The following is a 19,268-nucleotide window of genomic DNA, read 5'->3' as shown; positions in this document are numbered from 1 at the left end:
CGGGTCCGGAGCGGGCGGCGGGGCGTGCCCGTGCTTTCTCAGGGCCGGGCGGGTGCGGTGGCGGCGGAGACGAGCAGATCCGCGGCGGTGGTGATGTCGGCGTTGGTCGTGTGGCGGCCGATGCCGAGGCGGACGGTGCGGGCCGCCTCGTCCGGGGTGAGGCCGATGGCGGTCAGCACCGGGGAGGGTGCGGTGGCGCCGCTGTGGCAGGCGCTCCCGGCCGAGAACGCCAGTCCGGGCGTGGCGGTCATGATCCGGTCGGCGGTGTGGCCGGGGAAGGTGAGGCTGAGATTGCCGGGCAGCCTGTGGTTGAGGGAACCGTTGACCCGCAGGCCGGGCAGTGCCGTGGTGAGTGCGCCGAGCAGGCGGTCGCGGTGGGCCCCGATGCGTGCGGCGTCGGTGCCGTGCTCGGCCCGGGCGATCTCCGCGGCGGCGCCGAGGGCGACGATGCCGGGCACGTTCTCGGTGGCGGCCCGCAGGCCGTGCTCCTGGCCGCCGCCCACGAGCTGGGGCCGGAGGGCGGGCGTTCCGCGGCGGATGTAGAGCGCGCCGACGCCCTTGGGGGCGTACATCTTGTGTCCGACGACGGTGAGGAGGTCCACACCGAGGGCGTCGACATCGACCGCGACGGTGGCGGGGGTCTGGGCGGCGTCGGTGTGCAGCAGGATGCCGCGCTCACGGGTGACGGCGGCGAGTTCGGCGAGCGGCTGGAGGGTGCCGATCTCGTTGTTGGCGTGCATCACCGACACCAGGACGGTGTCCGGCCCGACGGCGTGGACGAGTCCGGCGGGGTCCAGGCGCCCGTCGGTGCCGACCGGCAGGCGGGTGACGCGGAAGCCGTCGCCGGCGAGCCGGTCGCAGGTGGCTTGAGTCGCGGGGTGCTCGATGGCGGTGGTGACGATGTGGTCGCCGCGGCCGGCGGCGCGCAACGCGTGGGCGGCTCCGGTGAGCGCGAGGTGGTTGCTCTCGGTACCGGAGGAGGTGAAGACGATCTCGTCGGGACCGGCGGCGCCGATCAGCGAGGCCACCCGGGTGCGGGCCGTCGCGACCGCCGCCGCCGCGGTGCGGCCGTAGGCGTGGGAGCTGGAGGGGTTGCCGAACTCGCTGGTCAGGTACGGCAGCATCGCCTCCACCACGCGCGGGTCGACGGGGGTGGTGGCCTGGTGGTCCAGGTAGATCGGCCGGTCGTTCATGCGGGATCTCCGGCGTTCGGAGGGCGGGGATCGTCCTCGGCGTGCGGCGGTGGCGGGTTCAGTGGGTGCCACGGTGCGTCGCCCCGGGTGCGGCGGGCGCCGGGGCTCACCCGCAGGGCGTAGGCCGGCCGGGGCGTACCGGGGACGGGGCCGAGGTAGGTGTGGCCGGTGAGGTGGCACCAGGCCGGCAGGTCCAGCGGGGCGGCCGGATCGGTGGCGATCAGGTGGACGACCGTGCCGGGTTCGGTCCGGCCGACCCGGCGGCTCAGTTCGAGGATCAGCTCGGCGCACAGCCGGTCGCCGCCGTCGATGACCAGCGGTGCCGGGGAGCCGGGGCGTTCGGTCGTCACGCGGCGGTCGTTTCGACGGGCAGCCCGTCCAGCCGCCACTCCAGCATCCCGTCGGTGAGCCGGGCGGCCGTGCGGCCCCGTTCACGCAGCAGGCGCACGGCGTCGTGGGCGAGGACGCAGTAGGTGCCGCGGCAGTACGCCACCACGTCGGTGTCCGGCGGCAACTCGGCTATCCGCTCGGGGAGTTCCCCGACCGGGATGGACACGGCTCCGGGGATGTGCCCGGCGGCGTACTCCTCGGCCGGGCGCACATCGAGGACGACGACGTCACCGGCCGCCGCGCGGGCGAGCAGCTCCTCCCGGCCGACCCCTTCCCCCGGGTCCGCACCCAGGTAGGCGGCCCGGGCCGGCTCGACGGCGGGCTGGTGGGCCCGGGCGACCCGGCGCAGCATCGCGTACAGGGCGGCGACGTCCTCCCCCGCCAGCCGGTAGTGGACGCGGACCCCCTCGCGGCGGGTGGTGACCAGACCGGCCTGCTTGAGGGTCTGCAGATGGGCCGAGGCGGTGGTGAGGTTCAGCCCGGCCGCCCTGGCCAGGGCCTCGACCGGGCGTTCGCCCTGGGCCAGCAGGTCCAGCAGCTCAAGGCGCTTTCCGCTGCTCAGGGCCTTGCCGGTGCGGGCGAAGGCGTCGTACAGCGCACTCTTGCGCGCGGCGTCTCCCATGACATCCTCCATACATCCATGGAATATTGTAGCTTGAGTGGCCGCTGAAGCGACCCGACACCCGGGCAGCCGGCACCCCCCGTATCCGGCCGCATCCGGTACCCGCAGCACCTGGAGGATCCGATGGGCTTCGCCGATGGCCACCGCGGCCGTGACGACCACCCGGGCCGCGACGGCCACCGCGGCCTCGCCGTGCTCGACAGCGGACCCGCCGACCGGTCCGAAGCCACCGGACGCCCCCTCAAGGAGAACGCGTGACCACCCCCCGCACCGCCCCGGAGCGCGACGGCATACGGCTCGGGCTGCGCGCCAACCTCGCCCAGTTCAGCCTGCTCGTCCTCGTCAACGCGCTGGTCGGCGGCATGCTGGGGCAGGAACGCACCGTCCTGCCGCTGCTCGCCGAGGACGTCTTCCACCTCTCCGCCTACACCTCCGCCCTCACCTACATCCTCGCCTTCGGCGCGACCAAGGCCGTCACCAACTTCTTCGCCGGCACCTGGTCCGACCGCTTCGGCCGCAAGCCGGTCCTGATCGCCGGATGGCTGATCGCCCTGCCCGTACCGGCGATGCTCGCCTGGGGGCCCACCTGGGGCTGGATCATCGCCGCCAACGTGCTCCTCGGTATCAACCAGGGCCTGACCTGGTCCACCACCGTCATCATGAAGATCGACCTGGTCGGCCCCGGACGCCGTGGCCTGGCCATGGGCTTCAACGAGGCCGCCGGCTACGTCGCCGTCGCCGTCACCGCCATGGCCACCGGCGCCATCGCCGACCGCGCGGGGCTGCGGCCCGAGCCGTTCCTGCTCGGCGCCGCCTACGTCGTCCTGGCCCTGGGCCTGTCCACCCTCGCGGTCCGCGAGACCCGCGGACACGCCCGCTTCGAAGCCGCCCGCCACACCACCCCGGCGGGCAGCGAGCACCACGCGGAGCTGACCACCGGGCAGGTGGCGCGCCTCACCAGCCTGAGCGACAGGGCGCTGTCCGCCGCCAGCCAGGCCGGCCTGGTCAACAACCTCAACGACGCCCTCGCCTGGGGGATCTTTCCGCTGATCTTCGCCGCCCAGGGCCTGTCCATCGCGCAGATCGGCGTCCTCGCCGCCCTCTACCCGGCCGTCTGGGGCGCGGGCCAGATGCTCACCGGCTGGTGGTCCGACCACATCGGCCGCAAGCACCTCATCACCGCGGGGATGCTGCTCCAGGCCGCCGCCATCGGCCTCGTCGCCCTCGGCTCCACCTTCGGCGTCTGGGCCGCCGCCCAGATCCTGCTCGGTGTCGGCACCGCCCTGGTCTACCCGACGCTCCTCGCCGTCATCGGCGACGTCGCCCACCCCGCCTGGCGCGCCCGCGCCGTGGGCGTCTACCGGCTGTGGCGCGACGGCGGGTTCGCGGTCGGCGCGCTCCTCGCCGGCGTCCTCGCCGACCTCTACGGCCTCACCACCGCCCTCTGGGCCATCGCCGCCCTGACCGCCGCCTCCGGGCTGGTGGTCGCCGTACGGATGTACGAGACCCGGCCGCCTCGCGCCGTCCCCGCGGGAGAGCCCGGCCACGGCTGACGGCGGAGCACCGGGCGGCCTGGGACCCTCTCACGGACCACCGTCGCGGACGCCCTCTCGCGGGCCCGGGCACGGCGACGGGCCCGGAGCCCGCCACCTGCCCTCAAGATGGCGGCAGCTCGGTGTTGAGCCTGTCGGCAGGCACTCGTTCGATGCGGGTCCAGCCCTTCCAGCCCCGCTCCTCCAGGATCGCCACGAGCCGCTTGGCGCCCGGTGAGGACTCGACCATGGTTGAGTCCAGCAGGTCGGCGAACTGGTCGTCGGTGCCGTCGTCGGCACCCACCTCGCCGGCCTCCACAGCCCGGATCATCAGGCGCTCCACGATGTCGGCGACCTCGACGATGCGCGGGTCGTCGGCCGGCCAGTCGAGCGCCCCGCTGAGAAGGCTGTAGAGCCTCACCATGTCGGGGTCGTCCAGTTCCTCGTGCTTCTTGGCGATCACGGAGTCGATCAGGTGCGGCACCTGGGCGGCGATCATGATCCAGGCGTCCCGCTCCATCGCGATGTACCCCTCCTCGACGCCGAGACCGCGCAGCCGGTCGAGGTAGTCCACGACGCTCTGCGGGAGCGCCAGGTGCTCTCCGGCGGCGAGCCGGGCGAGCCGTCTGCGGGTGTCCTGCAGCCGCCGGATCTCGGCGCGCAGATCCTTGTCGATCTCCTGGACGCCGCCGGTGAACTCCTCCGGGCCGGCGTCGAGGAGTTCCTGCACCCTGGCCAGCGGCACGCCGGCATCGGCCAGGGTGCGGATACGGATCAGTCGCACGACCGCGCCGGCGTCGTAGGTCCGGTAACCGGATCGGTCGCGTTCGGGCTCCGGCAGCAGCCCGATCCGGTGGTAGTGGCGTACCGCCCGCACCGTCACCCCTGCGTACGCCGCAAGCCGGCTGATGGTGAGCATGGATCTCGGACTGCCTCAGGCTGTCTTCCGGCGATAGGCGGCCATCGCGAAGACGTACGCCACGACGAGGATGCCGACGCACCAGGCGAGGGCGGCCCAGATGTCGTTGCCGACCGGCCGCTGGGCGAACAGGTCGCGGATCGTGTTGACGATCGACGTCGCCGGCTGATGCTCGGCGAACCAGCGCACTGGGCCGGGCATGGTCTCCGTGGGCACGAACGCCGAGCTGATGAACGGCAGGAAGATGAGCGGGTAGGCGAACGCGCCCGCTCCCTCGACCGACGCCGCGGAGAGCCCGGGAATCACGGCGATCCAGGTCAGGGCCAGGGTGAACAGGAACAGGATGCCGGCGACCGCGAGCCATGCCGGCACACCTGCCCCCGTGCGGAAGCCCATGAGCAGCGCGACGCCCACGACGATCACGAGCGAGATCAGGTTGGCGACCAGAGAGGTGAAGACGTGTGCCCACAGCACACCCGACCGTGCGATCGGCATGGACTGGAACCGCTCGAAGATTCCGCTCTGCATGTCGGTGAAGAGCCGGTACGCGGTGTAGGAGATGCCCGACGCGATGGTGATCAGCAGGATGCCGGGCAGCATGTAGTTCACGTACGAAACCGACCCGGTGTCGATCGCGCCGCCGAACACGTAGACGAACATCAGCATCATGGCGACCGGCGTGATGGCGGTCGTGATGATGGTGTCCATGCTGCGTGTGACATGGCGCAGGGTCCGCCCCGTGAGAACAGCGGTGTCGCCGAAGAAGTACGCACTCATCCTTGTCCCCTAGCTGTTCGTGCCGATGGCGTCGCTTCTGTCGTCGCCGCCGATGATCGCGAGGAAGATCTCCTCCAGGGTCGGCTGCTTCTCGACGTACTCGACGGTGGCGGGCGGGAAGAGCTGCTTGAGCTCCGCGAGGGTGCCGTTCACGATGATCCGCCCCTGGTGGAGGATCGCGATCCGGTCGGCCAACTGCTCGGCCTCGTCCAGATATTGCGTGGTGAGCAGCACCGTCGTTCCATGGCCGGCGAGCTCCTTGACCGCCTCCCACACCTCGATGCGCGCCTCGGGATCGAGCCCGGCCGTCGGCTCGTCCAGGAAGATCACCGACGGATTCCCGATGAGGCTCATCGCGATGTCCAGCCGGCGGCGCATCCCGCCCGAATACGTGGACACCTTCCGCGTGCCGGCGTCGGTCAGCGAGAAACGCCTCAGCAGGTCATCCGCGGTCGCGCCCGGGTCCTTGAGGTGGCGCAGCCTGGCGACGAGCACGAGGTTCTCCCGACCGCTGAGGATCTCGTCGACGGCCGCGAACTGCCCGGTGAGGCTGATGGACTCCCGCACATTCGTCGGTTGCCCGGCGACGTCGAAGCCATGGACGCCGGCTGTCCCCGCGTCGGCCTTCAGGAGCGTGGCGAGGATCCTCACGGTCGTGGTCTTGCCCGCCCCGTTGGAGCCGAGCAGGGCGAAGATGGTGCCTCGCGCCACGTCGAAGTCCACGCCGCGCAGCACTTCGAGCTTTCCGTACGACTTCTCCAGACCCCGCACGCGAATCGCCGGACCGGCGATCGATTGGGTCACCATGGTCATCTGCCTCCTTCGCGGAGCTCTCCAGTCGACTGTGAGGAAGCTCCTGCCGGAAGGATGGAGGGTTGACCCAGCGTCAAGGTCAAGCCGCGGCCCGGCAACCGGGCAGCCCTCGGGGACCTGGGCCCCGGGCACGGCGACGGGCGGTGCCCGGCCTCCCCCCGAGGCCGGGTACCGCCCGTCGTGTCGTGTTCCGTGCCGCCTGCCGCGTCCTGATGCCCGCCGCCGCGCCCGGAGCCCGCCCGCGCCGCCCGGTTACGCGGGGCGCGTCGCGGCGTAGAAGGGCATGGTGTCGATCGACTCGATGCGCACGTTCGTCCCCGGCTTCGGGGCGTGGATCATCTGGCCGCCGCCTATGTACAGGCCGACGTGGCTGATGTCGCCGTAGAAGAAGATCAGGTCACCCGGCTGCATGGCTGACTTCGCGACGCGCGTTCCCGTGTTCACCTGGTCGTAGGTGGTGCGCGGCAGCGTGACACCGGCGGCCTTCCAGGCGGCGCCGGTGAGACCCGAGCAGTCGTAGGAGTTGGGGCCGGTCGCACCCCAGACGTACGGCTTGCCGATCTGGGCGCGGGCGAACTCGATCGCCTGCTGGGCCTTGGTGCCGGTCGTCGTCTCCGAGGTGCCCGTGCCCGTGCCGGCCGAGGTGTCCGTCCCGGTGGACGTACCGGTGCCGGAGCCGGACGCGGTCTCCGTCCGCTCCTCCTCCTGCTGCCGTGCCTCCTCCGCGAGGCGCTGCCGCTCGGCCTCCTGCTGCCGCGCCAGCTCCTCCGCCTTGCGCTGGGCCTCCGCCTCCTTCTTGCGCTCGATCTCGGCCAGCCGGGCCCGCTCCTCCGCGGTCAGCCGGCCGAGCAGCTCGCGCGCCTCGGCCAGCTTGGTCTGGACGGTCCGCTTGCTCTCCCGCAGCTTCTCCTGCGCGTCGGTGAGCGTGGCGAGGCTCTTGCCCGCCTCCTCGCGCTTCTCCGTGGTCGCGACCTGCTGCTCGCGGAACTCCTCGACGGCCTGCTCCTGCTGGTCCGTCATCCGGGCCATCACGCGCGTCTGGTCGAAGTAGTCCTGCGGGTCGGAGGCGAGGAGCATGGTGGCGGTGGGGCTCATGCCGCCGTTGCGGTACTGCGCGGTCGCGAAGCTGCCGAGGCTCCTCCGCGCCTCGTTGAGCTTCTCGGTGCGCTTGGCGACGGCGTCGAGGAGGCCGTCGACCCTGGAACGCTGTTCCTCCGTGCGCTCCTTGGCCCTGTTGTACTGCTGGGTGGCGCTTCCCGCCTGGCGGTAGAGCTCGTCGACCTTCTTCTGTACTTCCTCGACGGACTGCTTCGGTTCGCCGTCGCCGGGCGCGGCCTGCGCGCTCTGGAGGAGGGTGACGGAGGCGAGGGCCGCTGTGCCGAGGCCGACGGCGGTGCGACGCGAAGCCGGGGTACCGAGGGGCCGGGATTTGCGGTGCGACGCCAAGATCGGCGCTCCTTCCGTGGACCGCCTACCGGGTTAGCTGTCGGGTTCGGGCGTATTCGGAAGGCTGCCCTACGGTCGGTGCGAGGCGCGGTGCGCGCCGCGCGGTGACCGATTCACCCCGGTGCCGCGTCTGGGTCCCCGGTTCCGGACGCCCTGGGGAAGGGGGCCGGATTCGGCGGTGGCTGCCCGTGCCGGCGCGGTCGCCGGCGGGGAGTGCGGGCCGCCTGATCGAGCACCGTAGCCAGTTGTGCGGCTCGTGTGAAGGCCGGTGTGCGATATGCCCGAAACCATTCCGTTATATTTTCCGAGCGGAGTGGAATTCTGCCGTCCGGGTGGCTGACCGGGCACGGTAAGTAACGCATAAAGACCGGAGGCGGTACGGGAGTTCGGGCCTCGGGTCCCTTCCCGCGGCCGGGGCCGGGCGACGCGTCCCGGGGCGTCCCGGGAACGGGCCGGCCGTGCCGGCACCCCGGGCTCCGCGCGCCCGTACGGCCCCGTGACGGCGGAAGCGGGCAACCCGGTGCCGCCTGTCGGCGGGGCCGCCTAGACTCGGTGGGCGATGAGCAGCCTCTTTGACGACAGTTTCCTGGCAGACCTCGGCCCCGCGGACGAGGAGCCCCCGCCGCCCGAGCACGACGCCCCCGGCGAGGAGATCCCGGCCGATCTCTTCGGCGGCGCGTTCGACGGCGCACCCCGGGAGGCGTACTACCGCGACGGTGCCCCGAGGCCCGTCACCGACCCCGCCGCGCTGCTGCACGGTCTCAACGACCAGCAGCGCGCCGCCGTGCTGCACACCGGTTCGCCCCTGCTCATCGTCGCCGGTGCCGGCTCCGGCAAGACCCGGGTCCTCACGCACCGCATCGCGTATCTGCTCGCCGCCCGCGGCGCGCACCCCGGCTCGATCCTCGCGATCACCTTCACCAACAAGGCCGCGGGCGAGATGAAGGAGCGCGTGGAGGAGCTGGTCGGCCCGCGGGCGAACGCCATGTGGGTCTCCACCTTCCACAGCGCCTGCGTCCGCATCCTGCGCCGCGAGAGCAAGAAGCTGGGCTTCACCTCCAGCTTCTCGATCTACGACGCCGCCGACTCCAAGCGGCTGATGGCCCTGGTCTGCCGCGATCTGGACCTGGACCCCAAGCGCTTCCCGCCGAAGTCCCTCACGGCCAAGGTCTCCAACCTCAAGAACGAGCTGATCGACGAGGAGGACTTCGCCGCCCAGGCCGCCGCCGAGTCCTCCCCGAGCAGCTTCGACAAGACGCTCGCCGAGGCGTACACGATGTACCAGCAGCGGCTGCGCGAGGCCAACGCCCTCGACTTCGACGACATCATCATGACCACCGTCCATCTCCTCCAGGCGTTCCCGGACGTCGCCGAGCACTACCGGCGCCGCTTCCGGCACGTCCTCGTCGACGAGTACCAGGACACCAACCACGCGCAGTACACGCTCATCCGCGAACTCGTCGGCACGGCCGCCGGAGCGGAGCGGGGCGGGGACGAGGGCGGTCGGGGCGAGCCGGCCGTGGAGCCGGCCGAACTGTGCGTCGTCGGCGACGCGGACCAGTCGATCTACGCCTTCCGCGGTGCGACGATCCGCAACATCCTCCAGTTCGAGGAGGACTACCCCGACGCCACCACCATCCTGCTGGAGCAGAACTACCGCTCCACCCAGACCATCCTGAGCGCCGCCAACGCCGTCATCGAGCGCAACGAGAACCGCCGCCCCAAGAACCTCTGGACGGACGCCGGCGCGGGCTCCGCGATCACCGGCTACGTCGCCGACACCGAGCACGACGAGGCCCAGTTCGTCGCCGACGAGATCGACCGGCTGACCGACGCCGGCCAGGCCAAGGCGGGTGACGTCGCGGTCTTCTACCGCACCAACGCCCAGTCCCGGGTGTTCGAGGAGATCTTCATCCGGGTCGGGCTGCCGTACAAGGTCGTCGGCGGCGTGCGCTTCTACGAGCGCAAGGAGGTCCGGGACGTCCTGGCGTATCTGCGGGTGCTGGCCAACCCGGAGGACGCCGTCCCGCTGCGGCGCATTCTCAACGTCCCCAAGCGCGGCATCGGCGAGCGCGCCGAGGCGATGATCGACGCCCTCGCCTCCCGCGAGAAGATCAGCTTCGCGCGGGCGCTGCGCCGCGTCGACGAGGCGTACGGCATGGCCGCGCGCTCGGCCAACGCCGTCAAGCGGTTCAACACGCTGATGGAGGAGCTGCGGACGATCGCCGAATCCGGCGCCGGCCCGGCCACCGTCCTTCAGGCCGTGCTCGAACGCACCGGCTATCTCGCCGAGCTCCAGGCCTCCACCGACCCGCAGGACGAGACCCGCATCGAGAACCTCCAGGAACTCGCCGCCGTGGCGCTGGAGTTCGAGCAGGAGCGCGGGGCGGAGGCGGCCGCCGGCGACAGGACCGGGGAGGAGGCCGGGGAGGAGACCCCGGCCGGGGGAGAGAGCCCGGGCACGCTCGCCGACTTCCTGGAGAGTGTCGCCCTGGTCGCCGACTCCGACCAGATCCCCGACGAGGCGGAGGACGGCGGGGGCGTCATCACGCTCATGACCCTGCACACCGCCAAGGGCCTGGAATTCCCGGTGGTCTTCCTCACCGGCCTGGAGGACGGCGTCTTCCCGCACATGCGCGCCCTCGGCCAGACCAAGGAACTGGAGGAGGAGCGGCGCCTGGCGTACGTGGGCATCACCCGCGCCCGCGAGCGGCTCTACCTCACCCGCTCCGTCCTGCGCAGCGCCTGGGGCCAGCCCTCGTACAACCCGCCCTCCCGCTTCCTGGAGGAGATCCCCGACACCTACGTGGAATGGCGGCGCACCGGTCCGGCCGTCCCCTCCGCGTCGGCGGCCGGGGCGGGCGTGGCCGCGTCGCTGTCGTCGGCGCGGGCCAAGGGGCCGAGCGGCTTCGCCACCCGCCGGACGGCCGACCGCCCGGTGATCGCGCTGGCCGCCGGGGACCGCGTCACGCACGACCAGTTCGGGCTGGGCACGGTCCTGTCGGTGGCCGGCAGCGGACACGACGCGAAGGCCACCATCGACTTCGGTGACGCCAAGCCGAAGGTGCTGCTGCTGCGCTACGCCCCGGTCGAGAAGCTGTGACGCGGCGGCCGGCGGGCCGGGCCCGCGGCCGGTGAGCCCTCACGCGAGCGGGCCCCGGGTGTCCCGGGGCCCGCTCGCGTGTCGTCCTGCCTTGTTCACTCACCGCCGTCCGGCTGCTGCCACCGGAGACCGGGTTACTGCGGGTCGAGGCCGTGGCTCTGGAACCAGCCCAGCGGGTCGATCGCCGAGCCGCCGCCCGGGCGCACCTCGAAGTGCAGGTGCGGGCCGGTGGAGTTGCCGGAGTTGCCCGCGTAGGCGATGGTGTCGCCCGCCTTGACCGTGCCGGACCGGATCTTGGTGCTGCTCAGGTGGCAGTACCAGGTCTCGGTGCCGTCGGGGGCCGTCACGATGGCCATGTTGCCGTAGGCGAGGTTGTACTGCGTGCGGACCGTGCCGTCGGTGGCCGCCATCACGGGCGTGCCGTAGGCGACGGGGAAGTCGATGCCGCTGTGCACGGACATCCAGTTGACGCCCGCCTGGCCGTAGTAGGCGCTCAGACCCTTCTGCGCCACGGGAAGGGCGAACTTGGGGCGCAGGGCCTCCTTGCGCGCCGCCTCCTCCTCCTTGCGCCGCTTCTCCTCGGCCTGGCGCTCCCGGAGGTCGATGCGCTCCTGGGTACGGCTGGCGCGGTCGGCGAAGTCGCCGGCGTCGGCGGTGAGGGTGGCGAGCTGGGTGTCCAGCTTGTTGTTGGCCAGGGCCGGCTTGACCGCGTCCTTGTCGGCGGCGGCCTGGGTGGTCTTGGAGTCGTCCGTGGAGGTCCCGCCGACGGAGGCGGCGGCGATCCCGGCCACGCCCATCACGGCGACGGAGGGGACGGCGACGGTGAGCAGCGCGGACCGCTTGGCGGGGGCCCGGCGGCGGCTGCGGTTCCCGGAGCCGCCGCGGCGCGGTGGCGGGCCGGCGGCGCAGGAGGCGGCGGAGGTGGCGGTACTGAGGACGGCGATCTCCTCGGCGTCCGGGTGGCCCGGCTCGAGGTGGCCGTCGGCGACGGCGCCGTCGTACGGCTCGGCGTCGTATGCCTCGGGGCCGTACGGATCGGTGGTGTACGGATCGGCCCCGTGGGAGCCGGCGGAGGAGAGGCCGCCGTCGGTGTCCTCGGTGGTGTGGGCGTGGCCCGCTTCGTTCGGGTCGGTGTAACCGCCGTAAGGGGCATAACCGTCGTGAACGTCGTGACCGTCATGGCCGGGGTCGTGCTCGCCGTGGGCGGCCGTCTCGGGCAACTGCTCGAAGACGGCCGTGCGTTCGTGCTCCGCCTCGGGCGCGGGGTGGTGGGCGCCGTCGGCGGGCGCCGGACCGTCGGCCTGCCACGCGGTGGCGTCCCACTGGCCCGAGCCGTCGAAGCCGGCGGCGGTGCCGTAGGCCGCGACGGTCTCGTAGGAGCCGGTGTCGTGGCCGAGGGTGGCGTACTGGCCCGTGTCGTACGGGGCGGCGGGGTCGTAGCCCTGCGTCTCGGCGGCGTACGGGTCGGCCGTCGGGTACGAGCCGGTGGCGGCGTTCGCGCCGTGGTCACCCGCGCTCTCCCAGGCGCCCGTCTCCCACTGCCCGGTGGCCTGGTGGCCCTCGGGTGTCCAGTGCGCGCCCGTGTCATAGCCGCTCGTGTCGTAACCGCCGGTGTCGTAACCGGAGTTGTGGTGCGCGCCGGTCTCACCGGGGCCGTAGGAGTGCGGGCCGTACGGCTGGGCGTGGGCGCCGGTGTCCCAGGCGGCGGAGTGGTGCTGTTCGCCGGCCGGGGCCGCGCCGAAGAGCGGGTCGCCGTCCCCGTAGGAGGAGGCGTCGTGATGGCCGGGCGCGCCCGGGGCGTGGTCGCTGTAGCCGGCGTAACCGATCTGGGTGCCCTGCTGGCCGTAGGGGTCGTAATACCCGTACGAGGCATCAGGAGCGTGGGCCGTCTGGAAGGGGGTACCAGACGGGTGACGATCGTTCACCACCAACTTCTCTTTCGCCTCGACAGCAGGAGAATTAGCGGCGACTGTACCCGGCGGTACACGACGCCCACAATCTTCCCCGGGTTTCCGGCCGCCCGGCGGCGGGCATTTGGATACCTTTCGGCGAACTGTCGGCCGCGGTTTGGCTCTGCGTTCGAATGGTGTTCGATAAATAATCGGTTGCGCGCCCGGCCGTCAGGCCACCGAGCCGGCCTCTCCGGTGTCCGTGTTGGCCTCGGGCGCGTCCAGCGCCCGCAGGATCTCCGCCGCGACGGCGCCGTGCACGGGCAGTGCGAGATGCCCGATCCCGCTGACCCTGATATTCACAACGGCCAGATCCGGATGCTCGATGCGGGCGGTCGCGGGCGGAAGCACCACCTGGTCCAGATCGCTCCAGAAGCAGACGAAGCGGGTCGCGCATTCCGGCGCGGGAGCGGACAATTCCTCGATGACGGGGGAGTCCGGGCGCATCTGCCGGACGATCGGATGCGCGCTCAGCCAGGGTGCGGCGGTGGTGCCGGAATGCGGGGTGCCCAGCGTGACCAGGGTCCGGACCCGTGCGTGGCCGCCCAGCCGCTGGACGTAATACCGGGCGATGAGCCCACCGAGGCTGTGGCCCACCACGTCGATCCGGGCCCGGCCGGTGCGCTCGCAGATCTCCTCGATTCGCTCCGCAAGCGCCGCTGCCGCCGAGCGGATGTCGCAGGTCAACGGTGAGTAGTTGAGCGCCTCCACCTGGCGGTGCCCATGCCGGCGGAGGGCGCGCCGGAGGAGGACGAAGACGGAGCGGTTGTCGATGAAGCCGTGCAGCAGCAGCACGGGCGGCCGCTCCGGTCCGCTCGCCGGGGAGGGCAGCCGCAGCCGGGACGGCGTCCGGGGCGCGGGGCCGGCCAGCTCGGCCGGCAGGGCCCGGGTGCCCGCGGAGCCCGGGGAGCCCGGAGCGGCGGACCCCCGGGGCTTCCCGGCACCGGACAGCTGCTCCGCGGCCGGGGGCGCCCCCGGCGGCCCGGGGACGGTACGCCGTTCCTGGGTGAGGCCCGTCGGATAGAGCAGGGCGTGACCCGCGAGAACCAGCAGTTCCAGGACGGAGGCCCGGATCAGGGCGCCGGAGGGCGGCCGGGGCAGTGGCGGGAGCGCCGGCGCGGGGAGGGAAGGCAGGGGCAGGGCCCCAGCGCTCTGCGGGTGAACGCCTTCATCGGCAGACCTCCGGATCGCACACGGCGGTGGCCGCGGTCTCCGGCCCCGTGCGCTCTGAGGGGTGGCCGTGGTGAACGGGGTCACCCGGCGTCGCGGAGCGGGCACACGGCTCCCCGCTCCTGCGATGACGGCTGCGGCTCGCTGCGGCGGCCCCGCTCCGACCGCCCCGGCGGCCGCCCGGCGGATCGGGCCGCCCGCCGGGCTTCCGGCGGGGAAGCGGCCGGCCCATGGCCCGAGCAGCCGGGACGGCACGCGAAGCGAATATGTCCCACGTGTGATTTCCCCCTCCCTGGTGGTCGTGAAACTGCCGGGCGCGCGATGCTGGGGATAACGTTCGTTCACCACCCTGCCGCGGGCGGCGGCGGGGGAACACCACAGGGCCGGTGACGGCATGCGTACAGGAGGCAGATGATGGGTGTGTCGGGTCCGATCCGCGTGGTGGTGGCCAAGCCGGGGCTCGACGGCCACGATCGCGGGGCGAAGGTCATCGCGCGGGCGCTGCGGGACGCCGGTATGGAGGTCATCTACACCGGTCTGCACCAGACACCGGAACAGATCGTCGACACGGCGATCCAGGAGGACGCGGACGCCATCGGCCTCTCGATCCTCTCCGGCGCGCACAACACCCTCTTCGCCAAGGTCCTGGAGCTGCTGAAGGAGCGCGACGCGGCGGACATCAAGGTCTTCGGCGGCGGCATCATCCCCGAGGGCGACATCCCCCCGCTCAAGGAACTGGGCGTCGCGGAGATCTTCACCCCGGGCACGCCGACCGGTGATGTCGTCACCTGGGTGCGGTCCAACCTCCGCGAGCTCGCGGCCTGATCCCGGACCTGCCCCGCTGGGCGGTCCCGACCGGGCTCCCCGTACGGTGCCCCGCTCCCGCGCCGCCCCGCTGCCGCCCGTTCGTGTGCCGTGCCGGCACAGCCGAGCCCGTACGGGCCGTACGGGCCGGATGGGAACGGTGAGCGCGCGGGCTGTCACGTCAGGGGAGGCGGCCGTCGTCGCGAGGACCAGGGACCGCCGGGCCGGTCCCCCCGGCGGGGCCGGGGCGGCGGGAGTCTCCGGCGGGCTCGGCGCGTCCGGCGAGTTCGTCGAGCATCGTCCGGCGCAGCCGGAGTGTGCGGACCAGACGCTGGAACGCCTCGGACCAGTAGCCCCCCGCGCCCGGTGAGGCTCCCTCCGGCTCGTCGGTCGCGGCCGTCAGCAGCTCCAGCCGGTCGGCCTCGGCCGGGTCCAGGCACCGTTCGGCCAGGCCCATCACCCCGCTGAAACTCCAGGGGTAACTGCCCGCCTCCCGCGCGATGTCGAGCGCGTCGACCACGGCCCGGCCGAGCGGGGCGGCCCACGGCACCGCGCAGACCCCCAGCAGCTGGAAGGCGTCCGACAGGCCGTGGGCCGCGATGAACCCGGCCACCCAGCCCGCTCGTTCGTCCGGAGGCAGGGCCGACAGCAGCCGGGTCCGCTCGCCGGGCGAGGCCGTGCCGGGAGCCGCCGCCGACACCGCGGACGGGGAGCCGAGCAGGGCCCGCGACCACTCCGCGTCCCGCTGCCGCACCGCCGCCCGGCACCAGGCCGCGTGCAGCTCGGGCTGCCAGCCGTCGGCCACCGGCAGCGCCGTGATCTCCGCGGCCGAGCGCCCGCCGAGCCGCTCCGTCCAGCAGCTCAGCGGGGCCGCCTCCACCAACTGCCCGAGCCACCAGGCACGTTCGCCGCGGCCCGACGGCGGCTTCGGTACGACGCCGTCGCGCTGCATCGCCGCGTCGCACGCGTGCGGGGCCACGACGGTGAGGAGGGGGACGGGCGCGGCCGGGTCCAGGAAGACGCAGGCGGCTGCCCGCGCGGCCATCCGGGCGGCGAACGCCGAACCGGGAAGGGCGGACAGCAACTCGGCGGCCGTCGCCCGTACATTGCGGCTGCGGTCCGCCAGCGCCCGTTCCAGAAAGGGTTCGTCGGCGCCGGACAGGCCGGTCCGCAGCGAATCGAGGAACATCAGCCGGTCCTCCGCCCGTTCGGTCCGCCAGGTGGCGTCGAGCAGGGCGAGCGCCGCGGCCGGCTCCCGGCGGCGCAGGGCCTCCAGCAGCGCGACCCGCTCCGCGAACAGCCCTTCCTCCCAGAGGCGGCGGACCGCCGCCGGGGCCTCCGCTCCGCCCTGCGGCTCCGCCGCCGGTACGGGGACGCCGGCGGCGGCCGGAGCGGATGGCGCGCCCGGCCCGGACGGCTCCGGCACGGCCGGGGGGACCGAGCCGCGCAGGGCGAACTTCCAGTCCGGATTGGCCCGGGCCAGCCACAGGGCCCGGGGGCCGGCCAGGGCGAGGGCCGCCGACCGCAGATCGGTCCGGGCCCGCGCCGCGTCCAGCAGCGCGGGGAGCAGGGCGGCGGGCGCCCGGTAGCCGTGCCGGTTGGCGGCGGACAGCCACTGCGGCAGCAGTTCCGTGAGATCCGGTGCGGTGCCCCGGCGGCCCCCGCCGCTCCCCGGTCCCAGACGGTCGGCGAGCAGCAGGGTCAGCCGGCGGCGCGCGGCCGCCGGCAGCGGCGGCCGGGTGTCCGGCGGGGCGGGCGCCGGCCGGGGCCGGGCCGCGGCGGGCCGCAGTCCGGCCCGCCGCCGCAGCGTGGCGACCGCCGCCGCGTCCAGCAGCGCGGCCGCCGGTTCGGCGCCCGGCGCGGCGCCGGGCGGGGTGCGCCGCTCCGTGCCCAGCAGCGCGGTGGCCACCAGGTCGTCCCAGTGGACGGTCGCGTGGTTGTCCGTCGATGTCGTGCGGCAGTCGGCCGGGTGGTGGCCGGCGGCCTGGGTGACGTGGTTGTCGGAGACATTGCCGGTGGTCGTCATGTGATCGTCGGCCGTCATCATGAATCCCCCTGTATGCGGATCATCCGGACCCTCGCGGGCCGTCTTCTCCCGCTGTGCCGCTGTTCCCGTGGTTCTGGCCGTTCGTCCTGTGGCTGTGGCTGTGGTCGCTGTGGCCGGGCCTGTGGAGCCGGGTTCGGGTGTGGGTGTGGGTGTGGTGGTCGGAGGTGCGGGCGGTGCGGGTTGCTTCCGGGTGAGGGCGCCAGTCCCTCCGGCCGGGTGCGTGGCGAGCGGTCCGAGGGCGCCGCTTGCCTCTTGCCTCGGGCCCCGGCCCGGGCGGACGGGGCGGTTTCGCGGCGCGGGGCCGGCCCCGGCCGCCGGTCGGGCGTCGCCGGGCGCGTGGTCGTCCGGCCGTCGGGGCGCGCCTCCTCACCGGTGGTGGGGAAAGACGCTCCGGAGCCCCCGGTGGTTCAGGGAAGGCTCACAGCGGTATCGCCTCGCCGGTCTCCGGCGACCAGACGGTGTACGGCAGGAAGCCGCGGTGGCCGCATTCGCCGAAGACGGTCACCGGGCCGCCGCCGGAGACCGCGAGCAGCCGCCACAGACCCGGCCGCTCCGCGGACCGCGGGTCCACCGGGAGCGCGGCGCCGCCGTCCGCATCGGCCAACTGCCAGCCCGCGCAGGGCTGTTCGTCCGGACCACCGGCCGTGTCCCGGAGGGCATCGCCGCCCGGCACGGGGACCACCTCGGCCAGGACCGCCGGCCAGGCGTCCAGCCACGGGTCCTCGCAGAGCGCGCGGCCGTAGGCGGCGAGAGCCGTGCCGGTGTCCGAACCCGGCGGGCGGCCGCCCTCCCGGGGCGGGGAGAACCGTTCGCCGAGTGCGACCCGCAGGGGCGGGGAGCCGGGGTAGGGGCGAGCTCCGCGTCCAGCGAGCCGCCGATGGGGAGGTCGATCTCCGGGGCGCGGCCCAGGGAGCCGAAGCTCAGCAGCAGCGCCGTCCGCCCCGTCCGCGCCCCGCGCAGCCAGGTGCGGCGGGTGGTCAGCGAGCCGTCCGAGCCGTCCCGTTGGGCCAGCACCAGCCAGTCGTCGCGGACGGCCGCCCCTTCGGCGGCCAGCACCTCGGCCGCCTTCACCGGAACCCCGGCCCGCGCCCGCACCGTCGCGGCCGGGGCATCGGGCAGGGCGGAGACACCGAGCAGGGCCCGGTTCAGCAGATGCAGCAGCGCGCACTCCTCCAGCAGTCTTCCCGGCCAGCCCGGACCCGATCCCGCCGCGGCCGCCAACTCCCGCACCCTCGCCGCCAGTCCGGGGGCCTGGGCGTCGACCATCCGGGCCGCGGTCTCCTCCCACGCCCCGTACCCCGCCCGGTCCGCGCCCGCCAGCCCGCCCCGGAGCAGATCCAGCAGCCTGCGCTCCAGCTCCGAGGCGCCGGCGGCCATCCGCTCCGCCCGCTGCTCCGCCCGCCGCCGGGCCGCGGCGGCGTCCTTCGGCCCCACCTCGCCCGCGCCCGGACCGGCCGCCCGGCGCTCCGCCCGCCGCTCCCGCTCCGTCAGCCAGCGCCGGGCCCAGTCCGGCGGCTCCCCGCCCGGCACGGAGCCCGCACCGGCCGGCCCGGCGCCGTCGGACGCCCACAGCAGCAGCAACCCCAGCGCGTGCTTGCAGGGCACCTTGCGGCTCGGGCAGCTGCAGTGGCAGCCCGGCGCCGCACCCGGACGGTCCGCGCCGCGCAGCGCCACGACCGTGCGGTGGGGAGCGCTCCCGCTGCCCTCGCACAGCCCCCACAGCGCCTCCTCTCCCACGCCCGTCCCCGACCACGGACCGGCCGTGCCGAGCCGGCCGCCGGCCTTCCGCGACGCGGCGTCAGGTGCCAGCGCCAGCACCTGCTCGACCGTCCAGCGCACCCCCTGCTGAGTCATGTCTCCGACCGTACGGGCGGGCACTGACAATCCCCTCCGGGCGCCGTGTGGCGGGGCGGCCGCATCTGCGGTTTGATCTGCCTTCTCCCGTCCCGTGATCCGGAGGCATCCCCGCCGTGAAGCGTTCCGTCCGCACCGTCCTTCCCGCCCTCGCCGCGGTCCTGTCCGCGCTCACCGCCTCCGGCTGCTCCGGAGACGCGCCGGCCGCCGCCGGGGACCGGGCCGCGGACGAGATCACCGATGGCGTCGACCGGGCCTTCGACGAGAAGTACGAGGTCACCTACGAGGTCTCCGGCGACGGCGTGGAGGCGATCGAGTTCAACGCGGGCCGGGGCACGGCCACCGAGCCCGAACTCGACGCCGTGGAGACGCCGGAGACCCCGTGGCGGAAGACCGTCGAGCTCAAGGGCGTCGCCGCGCCGACCGTTCTGGCGGTGCCCGGCCCCGGCGGCTCCGAGGTGACCTGCACGATCACCCATAAGGGCGAGGTCATCGAGGAACAGGCCAGCGAGGGCGCCACGGCCCCGGCCTCCTGCGTCGCCCTCTCACCCATCGCCGGGTAGCGGCCCCGTCCGGGCCGGACGGCGCACCGGCCTCCGCGGCGCCCGCCGTTGTCAGTGCCCTCGTGCAGGGTGGACGACGAAGCAAC

Annotated in this window: 16 protein-coding genes, 1 pseudogene and 1 riboswitch; of the genes and pseudogenes, 6 read left to right on the top strand and 11 right to left on the bottom strand. The window is 73.7% G+C overall.

Going from position 1 to position 19,268, the window contains the following annotated elements; all coding sequences use genetic code 11:
* Window positions 1-38: 38 nt before the first annotated feature.
* The 3 genes from E4N63_RS12600 to E4N63_RS12590 are packed head-to-tail and all read right to left on the bottom strand — an operon-like array spanning window position 39 to window position 2,205.
* Window positions 39-1,193: a cysteine desulfurase family protein gene (locus E4N63_RS12600; RefSeq protein WP_230240696.1), complete on the bottom strand. Its 1,155-nt coding sequence runs from the start codon at window positions 1,191-1,193 to the stop codon at window positions 39-41.
* Window positions 1,190-1,543 (bottom strand): sulfurtransferase TusA family protein, encoded by a 354-nt coding sequence (locus tag E4N63_RS12595; protein WP_230240694.1) that lies wholly within the window; start codon window positions 1,541-1,543, stop codon window positions 1,190-1,192. Before E4N63_RS12595 ends, E4N63_RS12600 begins: the two co-directional genes overlap by 4 nt.
* Entirely contained in the window at window positions 1,540-2,205 is a 666-nt protein-coding gene (locus tag E4N63_RS12590) for a metalloregulator ArsR/SmtB family transcription factor (protein WP_125622541.1), read from the bottom strand. The genes E4N63_RS12595 and E4N63_RS12590 overlap by 4 nt, the downstream gene beginning before the upstream one ends.
* 123 nt (window positions 2,206-2,328) lie before the next feature.
* Here E4N63_RS12590 and E4N63_RS30580 point away from each other — a divergent pair, with 123 nt between their 5' ends.
* Together E4N63_RS30580 and E4N63_RS12585 are read left to right on the top strand one after the other, a co-directional pair.
* On the top strand, window positions 2,329-2,463 hold the full coding sequence (locus tag E4N63_RS30580; RefSeq protein ID WP_268271002.1) for a hypothetical protein: 135 nt from the start codon (window positions 2,329-2,331) through the stop codon (window positions 2,461-2,463).
* Complete coding sequence (locus E4N63_RS12585) at window positions 2,460-3,758, top strand: MFS transporter (protein WP_125622472.1); 1,299 nt, start codon at window positions 2,460-2,462, stop codon at window positions 3,756-3,758. Before E4N63_RS30580 ends, E4N63_RS12585 begins: the two co-directional genes overlap by 4 nt.
* A 103-nt stretch (window positions 3,759-3,861) precedes the next feature.
* Here the strand turns inward: E4N63_RS12585 and E4N63_RS12580 are convergent, their stop codons facing one another.
* From E4N63_RS12580 to E4N63_RS12565, 4 genes are all read right to left on the bottom strand, one after another.
* The gene (locus E4N63_RS12580; protein ID WP_125622474.1) at window positions 3,862-4,656 is read right to left on the bottom strand and encodes a MerR family transcriptional regulator; all 795 of its coding nucleotides are present in this window, start codon (window positions 4,654-4,656) and stop codon (window positions 3,862-3,864) included.
* Between the two features lie 15 nt (window positions 4,657-4,671).
* Window positions 4,672-5,433: an ABC transporter permease gene (locus E4N63_RS12575; RefSeq protein WP_125622476.1), complete on the bottom strand. Its 762-nt coding sequence runs from the start codon at window positions 5,431-5,433 to the stop codon at window positions 4,672-4,674.
* Window positions 5,434-5,442: 9 nt separating this feature from the next.
* Window positions 5,443-6,240 (bottom strand): ABC transporter ATP-binding protein, encoded by a 798-nt coding sequence (locus tag E4N63_RS12570; RefSeq protein WP_125622478.1) that lies wholly within the window; start codon window positions 6,238-6,240, stop codon window positions 5,443-5,445.
* A 258-nt stretch (window positions 6,241-6,498) separates the two neighbouring features.
* Window positions 6,499-7,692, bottom strand: a complete 1,194-nt coding sequence (locus tag E4N63_RS12565) for a C40 family peptidase (RefSeq protein WP_125622480.1) — start codon at window positions 7,690-7,692, stop codon at window positions 6,499-6,501.
* 6 nt (window positions 7,693-7,698) lie between these two features.
* Window positions 7,699-7,880: riboswitch (cyclic di-AMP (ydaO/yuaA leader) on the bottom strand.
* 371 nt (window positions 7,881-8,251) lie between these two features.
* Here E4N63_RS12565 and pcrA point away from each other — a divergent pair.
* Entirely contained in the window at window positions 8,252-10,795 is a 2,544-nt protein-coding gene (gene pcrA / locus E4N63_RS12560; RefSeq protein WP_125622482.1) for a DNA helicase PcrA, read from the top strand.
* Window positions 10,796-10,929: 134 nt separating this feature from the next.
* Here the strand turns inward: pcrA and E4N63_RS12555 are convergent, their stop codons facing one another.
* Window positions 10,930-12,720 (bottom strand): peptidoglycan DD-metalloendopeptidase family protein, encoded by a 1,791-nt coding sequence (locus E4N63_RS12555; protein ID WP_230242458.1) that lies wholly within the window; start codon window positions 12,718-12,720, stop codon window positions 10,930-10,932.
* Window positions 12,721-12,915: 195 nt separating this feature from the next.
* The gene (locus E4N63_RS12550; RefSeq protein WP_230242456.1) at window positions 12,916-13,878 is read right to left on the bottom strand and encodes a triacylglycerol lipase; all 963 of its coding nucleotides are present in this window, start codon (window positions 13,876-13,878) and stop codon (window positions 12,916-12,918) included.
* Window positions 13,879-14,328: 450 nt separating this feature from the next.
* Between E4N63_RS12550 and E4N63_RS12545 the strand changes: the two genes are divergently transcribed.
* Window positions 14,329-14,739, top strand: a complete 411-nt coding sequence (locus E4N63_RS12545) for a cobalamin B12-binding domain-containing protein (RefSeq protein ID WP_030542657.1) — start codon at window positions 14,329-14,331, stop codon at window positions 14,737-14,739.
* A 160-nt stretch (window positions 14,740-14,899) separates the two neighbouring features.
* On the opposite strand, the gene E4N63_RS12540 is transcribed toward E4N63_RS12545, so the two are convergent.
* A complete protein-coding gene (locus tag E4N63_RS12540; protein ID WP_228429304.1) occupies window positions 14,900-16,762 on the bottom strand; it encodes a DUF5691 domain-containing protein in 1,863 nt (620 codons plus the stop codon).
* A 56-nt stretch (window positions 16,763-16,818) separates the two neighbouring features.
* Here E4N63_RS12540 and E4N63_RS12535 point away from each other — a divergent pair, with 56 nt between their 5' ends.
* Window positions 16,819-16,959, top strand: coding sequence for a hypothetical protein (locus E4N63_RS12535; protein ID WP_230240692.1), 141 nt, complete (start codon window positions 16,819-16,821; stop codon window positions 16,957-16,959).
* Window positions 16,960-17,183: 224 nt separating this feature from the next.
* On the opposite strand, the pseudogene E4N63_RS12530 reads toward E4N63_RS12535, so the two are convergent.
* Window positions 17,184-18,619, bottom strand: a pseudogene (locus tag E4N63_RS12530) (SWIM zinc finger family protein).
* A 116-nt stretch (window positions 18,620-18,735) separates the two neighbouring features.
* Between E4N63_RS12530 and E4N63_RS12525 the strand changes: the two are divergent.
* A complete protein-coding gene (locus E4N63_RS12525; RefSeq protein ID WP_230240690.1) occupies window positions 18,736-19,182 on the top strand; it encodes an MmpS family transport accessory protein in 447 nt (148 codons plus the stop codon).
* The last annotated feature ends 86 nt before the right edge of the window (window positions 19,183-19,268 follow it).

Source organism: Streptomyces sp. MNU89 (assembly GCF_020982505.1).
GTDB lineage: Bacteria > Actinomycetota > Actinomycetes > Streptomycetales > Streptomycetaceae > Streptomyces > Streptomyces xinghaiensis.
Note: the sequence above shows the minus strand (reverse complement) of the source record. Positions and strands in the feature narration are given on the sequence as shown.